The organism is Agromyces sp. NPDC052230 (assembly GCF_040679595.1).
Taxonomy (GTDB): Bacteria; Actinomycetota; Actinomycetes; order Actinomycetales; family Microbacteriaceae; genus Agromyces.
This window is the reverse complement of sequence record NZ_JBFAVC010000008.1, coordinates 142,771-157,021: the sequence shown is the minus strand read 5'-3', so window position 1 is coordinate 157,021 and position 14,251 is coordinate 142,771. Positions and strand designations below refer to the sequence as shown.

Here is a 14,251-nt window from a genome sequence, read left to right as displayed (position 1 = left end):
ATGGACCGGACGAGAAGGGGTTTTTCGAGATGAGCGACCAGGCGATCGGCTCGGCGACGGATGCCACGACGCCGACGAACCCGACGCCCGCCGCCGCGCACGAGCCCGGTCATTATGCGATCGGCTGCCCCGAGTGCTTCGAGGAGCTGCAGCGCAACCACGACTGGTGGAAGGCGCGGCCCGAGGGTTCGCGGCTCGTCGGCCTCGTCGTTCCCCGTGACGACATGCCGCCGATCCTGGAGCAGCGCAACGACCTCACGCGGTTCGGCGTGCAGATCCTCGACTTCCGGTATCCGACGCCCGATGTGCCCGAGTCGTGGGAGCAGCGCCTCGCCCGCCTGTTCGAGACGCTGCGGGCGGGCGACGTGCTCGTCGTCGTGAACGAACGCGCGCTCGGGCGGACGTCCGACGAGGTGGCCCGCACCATCCGCACCCTGCGTCGCCACGACCTCGTGGTGAAGGTCCTGAGCCACGGTGCGCCGCACCTCGAGGACGCGCGGGCGTGACCTCCGATCGCGAGATCGCACGCTGGCGGCTGCACTCGCAGCTGCTCTCCGCCCCGGTCGCCGGCGCTGAGCAGGTCGTGTCGTCGCTGCTCGCCGTGCAGGCGGAGAACCCGTCGCAGTCGGCGTGGGCGGTGGCCACGCGAACCACGACGCCGAGGCAGAGCGATCTCGTCGAGGCGATCGCCGACGGCCGGGTGCTGCGCACGCACGTGTTGCGGTCGACGTGGCACTACCTCCACGCGGATGACGCGGCGTGGCTGCTCGAACTCACGTCGCCGAGGGTGCTCCCGATCGTCGATCAGCAGTTGCAGGGGCAGGCCGAGCGGATGTCGCAGCTCACCGATGCCGTGCTGTCGATTCTTGCAGAGACCCCCGACCGCACCCGGGGTGACCTGGCCGACGCGCTGGCCGAGCGCGGGATGGAGCTCACCGGACAGCAGCTCATGCTGCTGCTCGCGGGTCTCGAGCTTCGCGCCCAGGTGTGCAGCGGCGTGCCCCGCGACGGCGAACACACGTATGCACTGTTCGACGATCGTGTGCCGGCCCCGAGGCGGCTCGACTGCGACGGCGCGCTCGCCGAGCTCGCCGTGCGGTACTTCACCTCGCACGGCCCGGCCACTGAACGCGATCTCGCGTACTGGGCGACGCTCACCGTGACCGACATCCGTCGGGGGATCGCCGGCGCCGCCGACCGACTCGCCATGTTCGAGCACGACGGGCGAACGTACTGGCACGCGCCCGGCGACGCGCCCGACGCGGCCGAACCCGCGGGCCACCTGCTGCAGGTGCTCGACGAGATGTACCGCGGGTATCAGGACTCGCGTTGGGTCCTCGACGCTGACGGCATCGTGCCGCGCGAGCGCGAGTCCGCGATCGGCATGGCGCTCGTCGATGCCCAGCTCGTCGCCGGTATGCGGCGCACCGTGACCGCGAAGGCGGTCACGTTCGCGCTCCATCCGCACCGCGGCCTGCGCCGGCGCGAGCTCGACTCGATCCACGAAGCCGCCGGGCGGTATGCCGACTACCTGGGGCTCGAGCCGCGGGTCCAGGTCGCCGAGGGGTGACTGCCCGCGCTGACCCGGGCGCACCGGGAGACCGGCTCCTCAGTGCCGTGAACTCGTGCGGGGCGGCAGCAGGGCCGAGACGAGCGTGTCGGCGAGCCACTCCTCGTACTCCGCGTCGGACCAGCCGCAGTCGAGGACGAGCGCAAGGTAGTTCGCCTGGCCGCACACCGTGTACACGATGTCGCCGGCCCGCTCGGCCGTGACGCCGGAGCGCAGAACGCCGCGCTGTTCGAGCATCCTGCCGAAGCCGTGCCGCAGGCCGTTGCGCCGCTCTGTGGCAAGGCGCTCTTGGAGCGCGACCAGCGTGGGGTCGCTGTCGGCCGCGGCATCCAGCACTCGGAGGAGCGGGCCGACGCGCGACCAGATCCCCGGCTGGGTGGCGGCGTAGAGCTGCAATTGCCGCACCGGGTCGGGTTCCTCGTTGATGCGGCGGATCGCGGGTCGCGCCGTGACCGGCAACTCGGCTCGCTCCACCCCGCCCGCAACCGCCGCGTGCACGGCCTCGGCGAGCAGCCCCGCCTTCCCCGTCGAGGCGCGGTAGACCGTCTCGACTGCGACCCGGGCCTCGGCGGCGATCCCGGGAATGGTCGTTCCCGCATACCCCTTGGCCACGAACAGTCGCGCGGCGACCTCGACGATCCGGGCACGCGTCTGCGCGGCCTGCGCACGCCGACGAGTTGCATCGTAGGTACGTCTTGACGTCTCGGACATTAAGGAGAATGATACTGGCATGAATACACCTCGGAGTGACGACGCTCCGATGGAGATCGAAGGAGGTGACCGACATGAAGGTCATCGAAGGCAGCACCGAGATCGCCCGCACGCCGGGGGAGGTGTTCGATGACGTCTCCGACGCATCCCGGCTTCCCGAGTGGCAGCCGGCGGTCATCGAGGCGGCGGCCGAGGCGCCCGCCATCCGGCAGGTCGGCATGCATGGATACGAGATCCGCCAGCTGCCCGGTGGTCCGAAGAAGGTTCGGTGGCAGGTCACCGAGTGCGAACCCGGTCGCCGCTGGGCGATCGAGGGACTCGACGGGCCGGTTCGCGCCCATGTCAGCATCTCGCTCCAACCCTCCGATGGCGCCGGCACGCACGTCGACTACCGCGTCTGGTTCGAGGGTCACGGCATCGGCAAGATCCTGCGCCTCATGGCGACTCGGGGTGAGCGCTCGGAGCTCCCGCAGACACTCGCACTGCTCAAGCTGCGGCTCGAGGGGGCTCGTGTCGGCGGGTGACCGCAACGGGCAACGGCGGAGAGGTACCCGCCGTTGCCCGCCGCCCGAGCCCCGTTCCCGTCACGCCCAAGTGCCGACCCGGGCTGCCTCCGTGAGCACGGTACGCGCGTCGCGCGGCGGCCGGCCGAGCGCCTCCAGCACGCCCGATGTCGGCGACACGTTGCGACCGTCGAACACCTCGCGGCAGAGCTCCGTGAGCAGGGTCGCGTACTCAGGCCCCGCGTCGGCGGCGACCGCGGCGTGGAACTCGTCGAACCCGACCGGCACGTACTGCACGTCGCGGTCGTTGATCTCCGACAGCAGCGCCGCAAGCTCCGTGAAGCTCAGCGAACTCGGTCCCGTCACCTCGTAGACGCGACCCTCGTGTCCCGCGCCCGTGAGCGCTTCGACGGCGACCTCCGCGATGTCGTCGACGTCGATGAACGGCTCACGTATGTCGCCGGCCGGCACCGCCAGCACCCCAGAGAGCACCTCATCGCGCCACGCCCCCTCGGTGAAGTTCTGGATGAACCAGCTGGCGCGCACGACGGTCGCCGGCACGCCCGACGCGAACAGGATGTCCTCGCAGCGACGAGCGGCATCCTCACCCCGCCCCGAGAGCAGCACGATGTGCCGCACGCCGGCGTCGTGGGCGATTTCGGTGAAGCGCGTGATGGCCTCCTCCGAGCCGGGCGCGGCGAGGTCGGGCACGTACGCCGCATACAGGCGCTCGACGCCGTCGAGCGCATCGCGCCAGCCCTCGGGCTGCTCCCAGTCGAAGGTGGGAGTGGTGTTGCGGGCGAGGCGGCGAACGCTGACGCCGCGCTCCTCGAGCAGGTCGGCGACGCGTCGGCCGGTCTTGCCGGTGGCGCCGATGACGGCAGTGGTGGATGAGATGGTCGATGACATGCCGGATGTCCCTTCGATTCGTGGTTGGTGTGTGTCCACACTGTCGCGAACGGAACGGACGAACAATCGCCACAGGTCCGGGTTTCTATGCCGAACGTCCAGATCGCCGGACGCGCGGCAGCGGGGCATGTCACGGTGGACGCATGGTCAATCCACGCACGTCGGTCGCATCCACCGGCGCTCCGTCCACCGCCGGCGACCAACTCGGCGACGGCCTGCACCTGCTCCGCTTCACCGGAGCCCTCTACTGCCGCGCCGAGATGTCCGCACCCTGGGGCGTCGAGTTCCCCGAGCTCGACGGCTACATGATGCTTCCGGTCGTACTGTCGGGCCGGTGCATCCTCGAGGTCGGCGACGACCGGTACCCCCTCGAAGCCGGCAGCGCGGCCCTCATCACTCGCGGCATCCGGCATCGATTGCTGAGCACAGCGGATGCCGCGTCCACGCCGCTCTTCGACATTCCCGTCGAGCAGCTCGGCGAGACCTACGAGCACATGCGCTTCGGCGGCAGCGGCGAGCCGGCGCAGATCGCGTACGCGGCGATGCAGGTCGACGCTCCGCTCACCGCGCGCCTGATCGCGGAGCTGCCCGATGTGATCCGCGTCGACGCGTGGGACGACGGCGAGGCCGGCGCGTTCGGGGCCGTGCTGCGGCTGCTCGCCCGCGAGGCCGAGTCCATCCAGCCCGGCGGGGAGGCCGTGATGACCAGCCTGGCCGATGTGCTCGTCATTCAGATGCTCCGCCGCTGGCTACGCAGTGCCGACGAGGCGACCGGATGGCTCGCCGCCCTCCGCGACCCGCAGGTCGGCCGCGCCATCAGCCGCATGCACGCGCATCCCGACGACGAGTGGACCCTCGTGAAGCTCGCGCGCGTGGCGAACATGTCGCGGTCGGCGTTCGCCGAGCGGTTCACCGCCCTCGTCGGCGAGGCGCCCATGCGTTACCTCGCCGGGTGGCGACTCGAACAGGCCCGCTCGCAACTCACGCGAACGGATGACCCGATCGCGGCGATCTCGGCCCGCGTCGGCTACGCCTCCGAAGCCGCGTTCAGCCGCGCCTTCAAGCGGCACCACGGCATGACGCCGGGAGCGGCACGACGGGAGCCCGGGTCCTCGCGGCCGCTCGCACCGCTCCGGGGACCGGCGTAGGCGCGCATTCGGTCTGCCATAGTGAATCGGGACTTCGACGACGGGTGGGCGACATGCGTGTTGAGCAACTGACCGGACCCGAGGTGTACCACGGGGAGGGTCCGGTGTGGTTCCCGGGATGGGGCGGCCTGCGGTTCGTCGACATGCTGGCGGGTGACGTCATGACTCTCACGGCGGATGGCAGCCTGCAGCGCCGGCACGTCGCATCGGTCGTGGCCGCCATCCGTCCGCGGACGGGCGGGGGTGCGGTCATCGGCGTGGAGCGAGGCTTCGCGCTCGAGGAGCCCGACGGGGCGGTGCGCGTGCTTCCCGAGCTGTGGAGCGACTCGGGGATTCGGATGAACGAGGGCGGCTGCGACCCCGACGGCCGCTTCTACTGCGGGTCGATGGCCTACGACCAGACCGCAGGCGCGGCATCCGTGTATCGACTCGACGCCGACGGCGTTGTCGAGAAGGTGCTCGATCACGTCACGATTTCGAACGGTCTGGAGTGGAGCCCCGACGGAACGCGCGCCTACTACAGCGACACCGCGACCACGGTCATCGCGGTGTTCGACTACGACCGAGAAACCGGACTCACCGATCGGCGAACCTTCGTGGAGCTGCCCGATGGCGGCCGGCCCGATGGACTGACCGTCGACGCTGAAGGCGGGGTGTGGGCGGCGGTATCGAACGGAAGCGCGGTCTGCCGGTTCAGCAGCACCGGCGTGCTCGAGGAGTGGCTGGACGTGCCCGCCAGCAAGGTGACGGCCTGCACGTTCGGCGGAGACGATCTCGACCGGCTGTTCATCACCACCTCGCAGGAAGACGTCGACACCCGAGACGACCCGTTCGCGGGCTCATTGTTCTACGCCGACGTCGGAGTCAGGGGAATGCCGGTGCGCATGTTCGCCGGTTAGATCGGCAGCGGCCGGTCGTCGACGATCGTTTTCATGACCAGGGTCGATTCGACCCGGCGGGCGCCGGGGAGCGCCGACAGTCGCTCGTCCCACAGCCGTTGGTACGCGGGCAGGTCGGCAACGGTGACGCGCAGGAGGTAGTCGGGGTCGCCGAAGAGTCGCAGCGCCTGGATGACCTCGGGGATCTCCGCCACGGCGGCATCGAAGGCAGGGATCGTCGCTCGGTTCGCCTGCTCCATCGTGACGAACACCAAGGCCACGAATCCGAGTCCGACTGCCTCGGGGTCGATGACCGCCCGGTACCCGGTGATGGCTCCGGATGCCTCGAGCGCGTGCAGTCGACGGTGGGTCGGCGACATGCTCAGCTGCACGCGTGCAGCGAGGTCGGTGAGGCTGAGTCGCCCATCCTGCTGTAGTTCGGCAAGGATTCTCCGGTCGATGGCATCCATGGGGTGAATTTTTCCACGAGCGGGGGCTGTGCGGGAGAAACATAGGAAGCCTATTCCGCGCATTCTTGCCTAGGTTCGTCGTATCGAGACGATGGACGGAGGTGAGCGGCATGAACATCGAGCTGCTGCTCGCGTGCTGGGGCATGATGACCCTCATGGTGCTGGTGCCCGGACCCGACTGGGCGTACATCATCGGCGCGGGCACCCGCGATCGCAGCATCGTGCCGGCGCTCGCCGGGATCCTCGTCGGATACCTCGTGGCGGTGACGGCGGTCGCGGTGGGCGTCGGAGCTGCGGTGGCCGCCCTGCCCTGGGTCCTCGTGGCGCTCACGTTCGCCGCGGCGGCGTACCTGTCGTATCTCGGCATCCAGGTGTTGCGCCAGCCGCCGGCCCTCCCCACGGGCCACTCGGGAGCGGCCGGCCCGAGTGGCGCTGCCTCGGCATCCGCTCGGCCGTGGCGGCGACTCGTCCAGGGGGCCGGCGTCAGTGGACTGAACCCGAAGGGGCTGCTGGTGCTCGTGGTGCTGCTGCCGCAGTTCACGGATGCTGCGGGCGCGTGGCCGATTCCGGTGCAACTCGCCGTGCTCGGGCTCCTCTTCGTGGGGAGTTGCGCGCTCGTCTACGCCGTCGTGGGTGTGAGTGCGAAGGCGGTGCTCCGCGCCCGGCCGTCGGCGATGCGCATCATCTCCCGGGTCTCGGGCGCTGCGATGGTCGTGCTCGCGGTCGCCCTCGTGGTCGAGCAGGTCTCGCACGTCGTCAGCGTTTGACGCGCCTCGCGGCGAGACGAACGGGATGCTCGAGTGGCATCCACGATGCCCTTGCACCCCCGTGCCGCTACCGCAAGCCCCTGAGCGACTGACCGCCGTGGGGTTACCGTCGAGGATTGACCTGGAAGGAGCGCGCTCGTTGAGTAGTCCGTCCACCGTCATCGCCGACCGCTACCGACTGGTCCAACTGCTCGGCACCGGCGGAATGGGCGTCGTCTGGCAGGCCTGGGACGAGCGCCTCGAGCGTCCGGTCGCGGTCAAGATGCTGCGCACCCAGCCCGAGCTCACCGACGGCGAGCGCGAGGTCGCGACGAATCGCGCCATGCGCGAGGCGCGCATCACTGCGGGCCTGCACCATCCGCACGCGGTCACGGTCTTCGACGTCGTCGAGCACGAGGGCCAGCCGTGCATCGTGATGCAGCTCATCGGATCGACGCCGTTGTCGGAGCGGCTGCGCGAGCACGGCACGCTCATGCCCGAGGAGACGGCGCGAATCGGGGCGCAGGTGAGCTCCGCGCTCGCCGCAGCGCACAAGCTGCGCATCGTGCACCGCGACGTGAAGCCCGGCAACATCCTCATCGCCGAAGACGGGTCGGCGATGATCAGCGACTTCGGCATCTCGCACGCGCTCGGCGACACGACCATCACCGCGACCGGCATGATGCACGGCACCCCCGCCTACCTCGCCCCCGAGGTGGCGCGTGGGCAGCCGACGAGCTTCGCCTCCGACGTCTTCTCGCTCGGGTCGACGATGTACGCCATGCTCGAGGGCTCACCGCCGTTCGGCGCCGACAACAATGCACTCGCTCTGTTGCACAAGGTCGCTCGCGGCGGCTACCCCGAGCCCGAGCACGCCGGCCCGCTGGCACCGCTGCTCGACGAGATGCTGTCGGCCGATCCCAAGCGCCGTCCGACCATGAAGACCGTCGCCTCCCGACTGTCGAAGCTGGCCGGGGGCACGGATGCCGCTGCGGCATCCGATTCACCGACGGTGCCCCTTGCCGGTGCCGCCGCCGCTGCCGCCGCTGCCGCCGGCGCCGCCGGTGCCGCTGCCGCCGAGACCGAGCGACTGGGCGAGCCCACTGCGGCGACGAAGCGTCTCGAGGAACCCGCGCCCGCGGCATCCGGCACCGAAACCGCCGCGACCGAGCGACTGGCCGGAATCGCGGCCTTCGACGCCGTGGTGGCGCCTGCGCGGAACCGACCGGCCCCGCCGGCGCCGGCGCGGCCCGTGGGGCACCGCGGCCAGCCGCCGACACCGCCCATCGTGCCGGTTCAGCCATCGACCGAACCGCCGCCGAACCGTCGGGGCCGCACCGTGGCGATGATCGGTGCGCTGGTGCTCGCGGGCATCCTCCTGCTCGGCGGAGGTGCGTTCCTCTTCGGCCTGCTCGGCCAGAATCCGGGCAACGCGGGCGGCCCCGAAGCGCGCGAGACACCAACTGCCACGCAGACACCGGATGCCGCCACCACGCCCACTGCGACCTCCGAGCCGCAACCCGCGCCGGCGCCGGTGGAGCCGACTCCGCCGGCCGAGGAGACGCCTGCGCCGGCGCCCGCGCCGAGCCCCGAGCAGCGGATCGTCGACTCGCTCACGTCGTACTACTCGATGCTGCCCGGAGATCTCGACAGCGCCTGGCCGCTGATGACCGCCGACTACCAGGTGAACCACGTCGGAGGTCGCGACGCCTACGGCGAGTTCTGGGGTGCGGTCTCTGCGGTCGAGGTCACCGACGTGCAGGCCTCGCCGCCCGACGCGGCTCAGGCGACGCTGACCTATTCCTTCACCGACGGAAGCGTCGTGCAGGAGGTCACCGCGTACCGGCTCGTCGACGACGGCGGCGTGCTCAAGATCGCCGCGACCGAGGTGCTCAGCAGCGTCGAGCTGTGACCCCGCCGCGTCCGGCTGCCGCGGACGACGCCGAACCGGCGGCGCGATGCTGCTTGGCGTTGCGGCGTCAGGTACCGTTCTCTGGATGCCCGCGACCGCGAACAGAGCCACCCCTCGCCGACGAGCATCGGCGATTCGCGCGGTACGCGCGGTTCGCGCTGTGCGCGCAGCCGGCGCGCTGGCGTTGATCGCTGCGCTCGCGATGCTCACCGCCTGCGCATCCGAGCCGAGACCGACGCCGGATTCCGCCACGACGTCCGCGACGGGGCTCGCGACCGGTCTGCCCGACGACGCTGCGCCGACCGACCCGGTCGCCCCCTCGACGCAGCCCGATGCCGCACCACCCCATACCTTCCATCCCGAGGTCGGCCAGTGCCTCGACGCGAGGAAGGACCGCGCGACCGGCTCCGAATCGATCGTGCCGTGCGCGGAGCCGCACGATGACGAGGTCTACGCGACGTTCACGCTCGAGCACGGCCAATACCCCGGCGAAGCTGCCGCTGAAATGGCCGCGAACGACGGATGCCGCGCTCGATTCGCGGACTTCATCGGCGTCGCGCATGGCGACTCCGTGTTCGAGTTCTACTCGGTGTACCCGTCGGCGCGAAGCTGGAACGACCAGGGTGACCGCACGGTCACCTGCCTCGTCTGGTATCCGGCCGACACGGTGGTCGGATCGCTGGAGGGTGCGGGGTACTGACGCTTCGGTCGCGCGGAGCCGGCGTGATCAGGCCGGGTCGATCCGCAGCACCGTCGCCGACTCGCCGACCGTGAGGTCGTCGACCACGCGGATGCCGCGCGCGAGCTCATCGACGGCTCCGACGACGGTGCCGAACCGCTCGCGATCGCTGCACACCGCGGTCACGCTCACGAAGTGCGAGCCGAGGTCCCACGTGTACGTCACGAACGGCGGGCGGCCTCCCGTCGGAAGCGGCATGGCGAGCTTCTCGCCGACGCCGAGGTAGGTGCCCCGGAACTCCTCGGTGTCGTTGTACTCGATCGGCATCGACGCGCGGGCGATCCGCAACTGCGGCGTCGCCACCTGGACTTGGGCCATCACCACGAGCAGCTCGGGCTCGGCCTTCCACACCCACGCGAGTACCCGGCCGGCCGCCTTCCGCATCAGGAACGGAACGGCCTGACTCATCGCCCAGGCACTGAAGCCGCCGCTCGAACCGGACGGCGTTGCGGCGGAGCCCCTCGCCTGCGACAGCAGCATCCCGATCGCCGCCTTGCGGTGGCGGCGGCCGCGGAATCCGAGGGAGTCCGTGACGGGCACCCACCTGGATCGGTCGGGCTCAGCGTGGAGTCGGGGCACCGTCCCAGCCTACGAGTCGGCGCCGACCCCGCCGCCCCGAACGGCTTCCAGCCTTACGCGTTCACGTGAAGCCGACCGCGCAGGAACGGAACCATCGGTGCCCGATACACGAGCGCGGGCGGATGCTCCGGTTCGAGCGCGAACTCGGCCTGGCCGAAGCGCCACACCCGGTTGAACAGGAACACTCCCACGACGACCGTTTCGTCAGCGGGAATCTGCCACGTGCCGATGCCCCACTGCGCCGGGTGACCTCGCCCGGCGATCACGAGGGTCGGCCTGATACCCGCGAAGAGCGAGAACCACGGTTTGTGCAGGGTCAGCTCGATGCGGCGGGATGCCGGTGCGTCGGAGTTCATGGAGAGAACGATCGTACGCCGCAATCACGGGCGCTCCGCGACGAGCTCGATCTCCACCCGCGCGCCGAGCGGCAGCCCGGCGACCGCCACCGTCGTTCGAGCCGGATACGGGGCCGCGAAGACCGTCGCGTACACGCGGTTCATGGCGGCGAAATCCTCCATGTCGACCAAGTACACGTTCACCTTGACCACGTCGTCGAACGATCGGCCCGCCGCCGCCAGCACCGAGCGCAGGTTCGCGAAGACACGGCGGGTCTGTTCCTCGACATCGCCCTCGACGAGTGCGCCGCTCGCGGGGTCGATCGGCGTCTGGCCCGACAGATACAGGGCTCCCGTCGCGCTCAGGGCGGCATGGGAATACGGGCCGACGGGTTCGGGCGCGTGCGGGTCGGTGATCGTCGAACGGGTCATGAGCGAAGCCTAGGAGCGACGTGCGCCCGGGTCCAACCGGGCGGTACCACCGCCGGGCGACATACAGTGACGTGATGGACGCCTGCACCGCCCTCGTCGAATCGATCGACCGCCTCGCCGCACGTGGGTACCCGAGTCGGCGATTCCTGAAGGAGTTGGGGCGTGCGGCCGGGGTGCGTCGAGGGCCGCTCTGGCTCGTCGATGCGGCATCCGGAGGCCGAAACCGCATTCGTGGTCGGGGCTTCAGGCCGAGGCTCGACGACGACACCGACGGCCAGGCGCGACACTTCGCCGGGACGGTCGCCGTGGCCGCCCGCCTCGGCGGCCGCATCACGCGTTGGCTCATCGTGCACGTGCTGCGGGATCCTCCCGACACCCCCGACGGCCGACTCAGCGACGAGGCGATCGAACTCGTTCGGCTGGTGCGCTCGGGTGAGCTTCAACAATCGGATGCCGCGGGCTGGGTGCGCGATCGGCTCTGCCACCATCCCGCGGTCGGGTAGATGGAGGGATGGCGCGGAAGCCGCTCAGAATCGCCGGGTAGAGTCGGCGCGGCCAGACCGCCGGCCCGGGTCCCGCGCCCTGCGCGTTCTGCGCAGCCATCGGCTCGTGGCATCCGCTCGCCTTCGCTGCAAGACGACGTTCCTCGAGCTGGTGCTCGGGCGGCGTGAGCCGTCGGGCGGCACCGTCGACGTGTCCCTCGGCACCACGATCGGGTACTTCTCGCAGTTCTCCGAGCTCGACGGTGAGCAGAGCACCTGGCAGACGCTGAGCGGCCACTTCACCGAGGCGCACGAGACGCCGACCGGTTGCTCGTGTTCGACGGCGGGCCGCGCGTGCGCGAGATGACGGCGACCGGAGCGCTCTGACGCCGTATGGTGTCACTCTTCGGCCGCTCGGCCTTCGGACGGCGCCACCTGCTCGAGCTCGTCGAGCAGCGCGCTGCTGTCGGCGTCGCACGCCACTGCCGCCCCGAGTTCCGCCGCGGCACGCCGGTAGCCAGGGTCGTCGAGGACCTCGGCGACGGCCCGTGCAATCCTCTCCGCCGGCGCACGTCGCGACACGGCGAGCCCGGCTCCGCGCGTCGTGACTCGAACCGCGTTGTCGGCCTGGTCGCGGCCGTGGTGGAGGATCACGAGTGGCAAGCCCGCCGCCAGCGTCTTGATCACGGTGCCATGGCCACCGTGGGTGACGACGAGGTCGGCCTGCCGCATCACCGCACGGTGCGGCGCCGATGCGACCACCGTCACGTTCGCGGGGGCCCGGATCGCGTCGACCGCCACGGCCGGTCCGGTTGTCAGCACGCCGCGCACGGCAAGGGTTCCGAGCGCGTCCGCGATGCGTTGCAGGCAATCGACGTGATTCTGGAATGTCGAGGACATCGCCACGAGCACGAGCGGCCCGTCGCCCGCGGGAGCCGTCCAATGGTCGTCGATCGCCCACGCCGGGTCATCGAGGATCGGTCCCACGTAGCGGGCGTTCTCCGGCAGCGTCGCCGGGAAGTCGAACGCCGCAGAGGTGAGCACGAGCTGACGTCGCGCCCGATGCAGCTGGCTCCAGATGGTCGCGATCGGATCGAGGCCGTGCTCGGCGCGCACCTCGTTGACCCGCGCGAGGCCATACCGGTCGAGCACCCGCGGGGCTGCCGCGCTCATGGCCCGGTCACGTAGGCGGCCAAGCGGTCCACGCCCGGGCGCCAGCCCGGCACCCAGCGGCGGCATGCCCTTGGCGGGAAGTGGGTACACGTTCGGGATCAATGCGTCGAACGGCACCCCGCGCGCTTCCGCGGCGATCATGCCGCCGACGCCGACGAACGAGGCGAGTACGAGATCGGGCCGGATCGCGTCGATCGCGGCGGCCGTGTCGCGCGCCTGATCCGCAGCAGGTCCGGAGATCATGTGCTCGGCCATCCCACGGGCGAGGCTCATCGGTGTCTTGAGCTCCCAGTCGCGGAACTCTCCCGTGGCAACAGGCGTCGCCGGCAGGTACGCCGCGCCGCTCCGGCGCACCTGGTCGGCCATCGATTCATCCGCGAGCACGGTGACCCGATGCCCCCGGCCGACGAGTCGACGTGCGACGCCGAGTTCAGGGGGAACGGTGCCGCCGGCGTCCGTGAGCGCGAACAGGTACGTGCGAGGCGTGGCGGGCGCCGCGAGTCGGGCTGTATCGGCTGTTGACTCGCCGTCGCTCATGCCTGGTCATCGTAGCGGTAAGGTTCGTGCGTGCGCGTCAACACCGCGGCCGTTGTCACGGCCTCCATCGTTCTGATCGCCCTGACCGGATGCTCCGTGCCCGCCCCCGGTGCGTCGCCGTCTCCGACCGCGTCGCCGTCGCCGACGCCCGTTGCATCGGGACCGCTCACGTGCGACGACCTCGTGCCGGTCGGCCTCGTGGCAGAGGCGCTCGAAGGGGCCGACGGCGTGCCGGTCGAGCCGGTCGCCGCAGCGAACCACTCCGCCGTGTTCGACGCCGTACTGCTCGAGGGTGCGGGCGGCCTGCCGTGCTCCTGGCGCGTCGGGGGCGGCATGCCGGAGTACAACGCGCCGAGCGACTGGGCCTACCTGCGCATCGATGTGTTGCCCGCTGCCGCCGCCCAGTGGGTGCCCATCCAGCTCGGCGACTCGCCTTCGGACGACACGCGGGTGATCGCCGGCGTCGAGGCATCCGTCGCGGGCGGCGACCCTGGCTGGTCGATTTCGGCACCGGTCGGCGACAGCTGGGTGGTCGTGAGCATCAGTGCTGCCGCGCTGACCTCCACGGGCAGCCGATTCGCCGGGTTGCAGGCCGGCGTGATCATCGACCGCCTCGTCGCCGTGGCCGAGGCGGCGTTCATGGCGCTCCAGGAGGCGACGCCCGACCAGCTCGACTGGCCGACACTCGAGCTTCGTCAGACGGACGCGATCTGCAACGGCGGACTCGACGAGCAGGGCATCGTCGCCGCGCTCGAGCTGCCGGCCGACTCGGCCATCGAGTACACGGTGTGGGATCCGACGACTGAGGCGCCGCCGCACTTCGACGAGGCCGTCGGCGCGGCAGCCCGCTCGTTCGTCTGCATGCTCCACGCGGATGACGGGACGTGGGTCACCATCACGACGGCGCGCGGCTTCTCGTCGCTCTTCGATCGCTTTCGCGCGCCCGATGCGGATGTCGCGCTGAGCTCGCTCGAGCTCGCCGACGCGCCCCAGGACACTGAGGCTCTGGTCATTGGCGACGGACGGGCGTCGACCGTATACCTGAGCCTCGGCGGTACGCTGTACGCCATCTCCGGGGAGGGCGCCCCCGCGGTCGCGCAGGCGATCGTGGCGCAGGCGTACTGAGA

At 70.7% G+C, this 14,251-nt stretch carries 18 protein-coding genes; 11 read left to right on the top strand and 7 right to left on the bottom strand.

From position 1 onward, the window contains the following. Positions 1 to 29: 29 nt before the first annotated feature. Together AB0K73_RS17485 and AB0K73_RS17480 are read left to right on the top strand one after the other, a co-directional pair. Positions 30 to 506, top strand: a complete 477-nt coding sequence (locus tag AB0K73_RS17485; RefSeq protein WP_360516008.1) for a dehydrogenase — start codon at positions 30 to 32, stop codon at positions 504 to 506. After that, entirely contained in the window at positions 503 to 1,570 is a 1,068-nt protein-coding gene (locus AB0K73_RS17480) for a winged helix DNA-binding domain-containing protein (RefSeq protein WP_360516004.1), read from the top strand. Before AB0K73_RS17485 ends, AB0K73_RS17480 begins: the two co-directional genes overlap by 4 nt. 39 nt (positions 1,571 to 1,609) lie before the next feature. Here the strand turns inward: AB0K73_RS17480 and AB0K73_RS17475 are convergent, their stop codons facing one another. After that, the gene (locus tag AB0K73_RS17475; protein WP_360516001.1) at positions 1,610 to 2,281 is read right to left on the bottom strand and encodes a helix-turn-helix domain-containing protein; all 672 of its coding nucleotides are present in this window, start codon (positions 2,279 to 2,281) and stop codon (positions 1,610 to 1,612) included. 74 nt (positions 2,282 to 2,355) lie between these two features. Between AB0K73_RS17475 and AB0K73_RS17470 the strand changes: the two genes are divergently transcribed. Further along, positions 2,356 to 2,805, top strand: coding sequence for an SRPBCC family protein (locus tag AB0K73_RS17470; protein WP_360515998.1), 450 nt, complete (start codon positions 2,356 to 2,358; stop codon positions 2,803 to 2,805). A gap of 60 nt (positions 2,806 to 2,865) precedes the next feature. On the opposite strand, the gene AB0K73_RS17465 is transcribed toward AB0K73_RS17470, so the two are convergent. Further along, positions 2,866 to 3,693, bottom strand: coding sequence for an NAD(P)H-binding protein (locus AB0K73_RS17465; protein WP_360515995.1), 828 nt, complete (start codon positions 3,691 to 3,693; stop codon positions 2,866 to 2,868). Positions 3,694 to 3,836: 143 nt separating this feature from the next. Here AB0K73_RS17465 and AB0K73_RS17460 point away from each other — a divergent pair, with 143 nt between their 5' ends. Both AB0K73_RS17460 and AB0K73_RS17455 read left to right on the top strand, forming a co-directional pair. After that, complete coding sequence (locus AB0K73_RS17460) at positions 3,837 to 4,841, top strand: AraC family transcriptional regulator (RefSeq protein ID WP_360515992.1); 1,005 nt, start codon at positions 3,837 to 3,839, stop codon at positions 4,839 to 4,841. Positions 4,842 to 4,894: 53 nt separating this feature from the next. Then, positions 4,895 to 5,740 (top strand): SMP-30/gluconolactonase/LRE family protein, encoded by an 846-nt coding sequence (locus AB0K73_RS17455; protein ID WP_360515989.1) that lies wholly within the window; start codon positions 4,895 to 4,897, stop codon positions 5,738 to 5,740. Here AB0K73_RS17455 and AB0K73_RS17450 read toward each other — a convergent pair. After that, the gene (locus AB0K73_RS17450) at positions 5,737 to 6,189 is read right to left on the bottom strand and encodes an Lrp/AsnC family transcriptional regulator (protein ID WP_360515986.1); all 453 of its coding nucleotides are present in this window, start codon (positions 6,187 to 6,189) and stop codon (positions 5,737 to 5,739) included. The genes AB0K73_RS17455 and AB0K73_RS17450 overlap by 4 nt on opposite strands. Before the next feature lie 110 nt (positions 6,190 to 6,299). On the opposite strand from AB0K73_RS17450, the gene AB0K73_RS17445 reads away from it, so the two are divergent. From AB0K73_RS17445 to AB0K73_RS17435, 3 genes are all read left to right on the top strand, one after another. After that, a complete protein-coding gene (locus AB0K73_RS17445) occupies positions 6,300 to 6,956 on the top strand; it encodes a LysE family translocator (protein ID WP_360515983.1) in 657 nt (218 codons plus the stop codon). A gap of 139 nt (positions 6,957 to 7,095) precedes the next feature. Beyond that, positions 7,096 to 8,847 carry a serine/threonine-protein kinase gene (locus AB0K73_RS17440; protein WP_360515980.1) on the top strand — a complete coding sequence of 584 codons (1,752 nt, stop codon included), beginning with the start codon at positions 7,096 to 7,098 and terminating at the stop codon, positions 8,845 to 8,847. Between the two features lie 160 nt (positions 8,848 to 9,007). Next, positions 9,008 to 9,547 carry a septum formation family protein gene (locus AB0K73_RS17435; protein ID WP_360515977.1) on the top strand — a complete coding sequence of 180 codons (540 nt, stop codon included), beginning with the start codon at positions 9,008 to 9,010 and terminating at the stop codon, positions 9,545 to 9,547. Between the two features lie 27 nt (positions 9,548 to 9,574). On the opposite strand, the gene AB0K73_RS17430 is transcribed toward AB0K73_RS17435, so the two are convergent. The 3 genes from AB0K73_RS17430 to AB0K73_RS17420 are packed head-to-tail and all read right to left on the bottom strand — an operon-like array spanning position 9,575 to position 10,932. Then, positions 9,575 to 10,165, bottom strand: a complete 591-nt coding sequence (locus AB0K73_RS17430) for a hypothetical protein (RefSeq protein WP_360515974.1) — start codon at positions 10,163 to 10,165, stop codon at positions 9,575 to 9,577. Positions 10,166 to 10,218: 53 nt separating this feature from the next. Then, on the bottom strand, positions 10,219 to 10,521 hold the full coding sequence (locus AB0K73_RS17425) for a hypothetical protein (RefSeq protein WP_360515971.1): 303 nt from the start codon (positions 10,519 to 10,521) through the stop codon (positions 10,219 to 10,221). Positions 10,522 to 10,545: 24 nt separating this feature from the next. After that, positions 10,546 to 10,932, bottom strand: coding sequence for a Rid family detoxifying hydrolase (locus tag AB0K73_RS17420; protein WP_360515968.1), 387 nt, complete (start codon positions 10,930 to 10,932; stop codon positions 10,546 to 10,548). Between the two features lie 74 nt (positions 10,933 to 11,006). Here AB0K73_RS17420 and AB0K73_RS17415 point away from each other — a divergent pair, with 74 nt between their 5' ends. Together AB0K73_RS17415 and AB0K73_RS17410 are read left to right on the top strand one after the other, a co-directional pair. Continuing rightward, a complete protein-coding gene (locus AB0K73_RS17415; RefSeq protein WP_360515965.1) occupies positions 11,007 to 11,435 on the top strand; it encodes a hypothetical protein in 429 nt (142 codons plus the stop codon). A 106-nt stretch (positions 11,436 to 11,541) separates the two neighbouring features. Continuing rightward, positions 11,542 to 11,781: a hypothetical protein gene (locus AB0K73_RS17410; RefSeq protein WP_360515962.1), complete on the top strand. Its 240-nt coding sequence runs from the start codon at positions 11,542 to 11,544 to the stop codon at positions 11,779 to 11,781. A 32-nt stretch (positions 11,782 to 11,813) separates the two neighbouring features. Here the strand turns inward: AB0K73_RS17410 and AB0K73_RS17405 are convergent, their stop codons facing one another. Continuing rightward, the gene (locus tag AB0K73_RS17405) at positions 11,814 to 13,124 is read right to left on the bottom strand and encodes a nucleotide disphospho-sugar-binding domain-containing protein (RefSeq protein WP_360515959.1); all 1,311 of its coding nucleotides are present in this window, start codon (positions 13,122 to 13,124) and stop codon (positions 11,814 to 11,816) included. A 30-nt stretch (positions 13,125 to 13,154) separates the two neighbouring features. Between AB0K73_RS17405 and AB0K73_RS17400 the strand changes: the two genes are divergently transcribed. After that, positions 13,155 to 14,249 (top strand): hypothetical protein, encoded by a 1,095-nt coding sequence (locus AB0K73_RS17400; protein ID WP_360515956.1) that lies wholly within the window; start codon positions 13,155 to 13,157, stop codon positions 14,247 to 14,249. The last annotated feature ends 2 nt before the right edge of the window (positions 14,250 to 14,251 follow it).

Coding starts and splice junctions, on each gene's coding strand:
- AB0K73_RS17460 (WP_360515992.1), top strand. CDS start 3,837: ATGGTCAATCCACGCACGTCGGTCGCATCCACCGGCGCTCCGTCCACC.
- AB0K73_RS17405 (WP_360515959.1), bottom strand. CDS start 13,124: ATGAGCGACGGCGAGTCAACAGCCGATACAGCCCGACTCGCGGCGCCC.
- AB0K73_RS17425 (WP_360515971.1), bottom strand. CDS start 10,521: ATGAACTCCGACGCACCGGCATCCCGCCGCATCGAGCTGACCCTGCAC.
- AB0K73_RS17455 (WP_360515989.1), top strand. CDS start 4,895: ATGCGTGTTGAGCAACTGACCGGACCCGAGGTGTACCACGGGGAGGGT.
- AB0K73_RS17420 (WP_360515968.1), bottom strand. CDS start 10,932: ATGACCCGTTCGACGATCACCGACCCGCACGCGCCCGAACCCGTCGGC.
- AB0K73_RS17450 (WP_360515986.1), bottom strand. CDS start 6,189: ATGGATGCCATCGACCGGAGAATCCTTGCCGAACTACAGCAGGATGGG.
- AB0K73_RS17485 (WP_360516008.1), top strand. CDS start 30: ATGAGCGACCAGGCGATCGGCTCGGCGACGGATGCCACGACGCCGACG.
- AB0K73_RS17470 (WP_360515998.1), top strand. CDS start 2,356: ATGAAGGTCATCGAAGGCAGCACCGAGATCGCCCGCACGCCGGGGGAG.
- AB0K73_RS17465 (WP_360515995.1), bottom strand. CDS start 3,693: ATGTCATCGACCATCTCATCCACCACTGCCGTCATCGGCGCCACCGGC.
- AB0K73_RS17475 (WP_360516001.1), bottom strand. CDS start 2,281: ATGTCCGAGACGTCAAGACGTACCTACGATGCAACTCGTCGGCGTGCG.
- AB0K73_RS17445 (WP_360515983.1), top strand. CDS start 6,300: ATGAACATCGAGCTGCTGCTCGCGTGCTGGGGCATGATGACCCTCATG.
- AB0K73_RS17415 (WP_360515965.1), top strand. CDS start 11,007: ATGGACGCCTGCACCGCCCTCGTCGAATCGATCGACCGCCTCGCCGCA.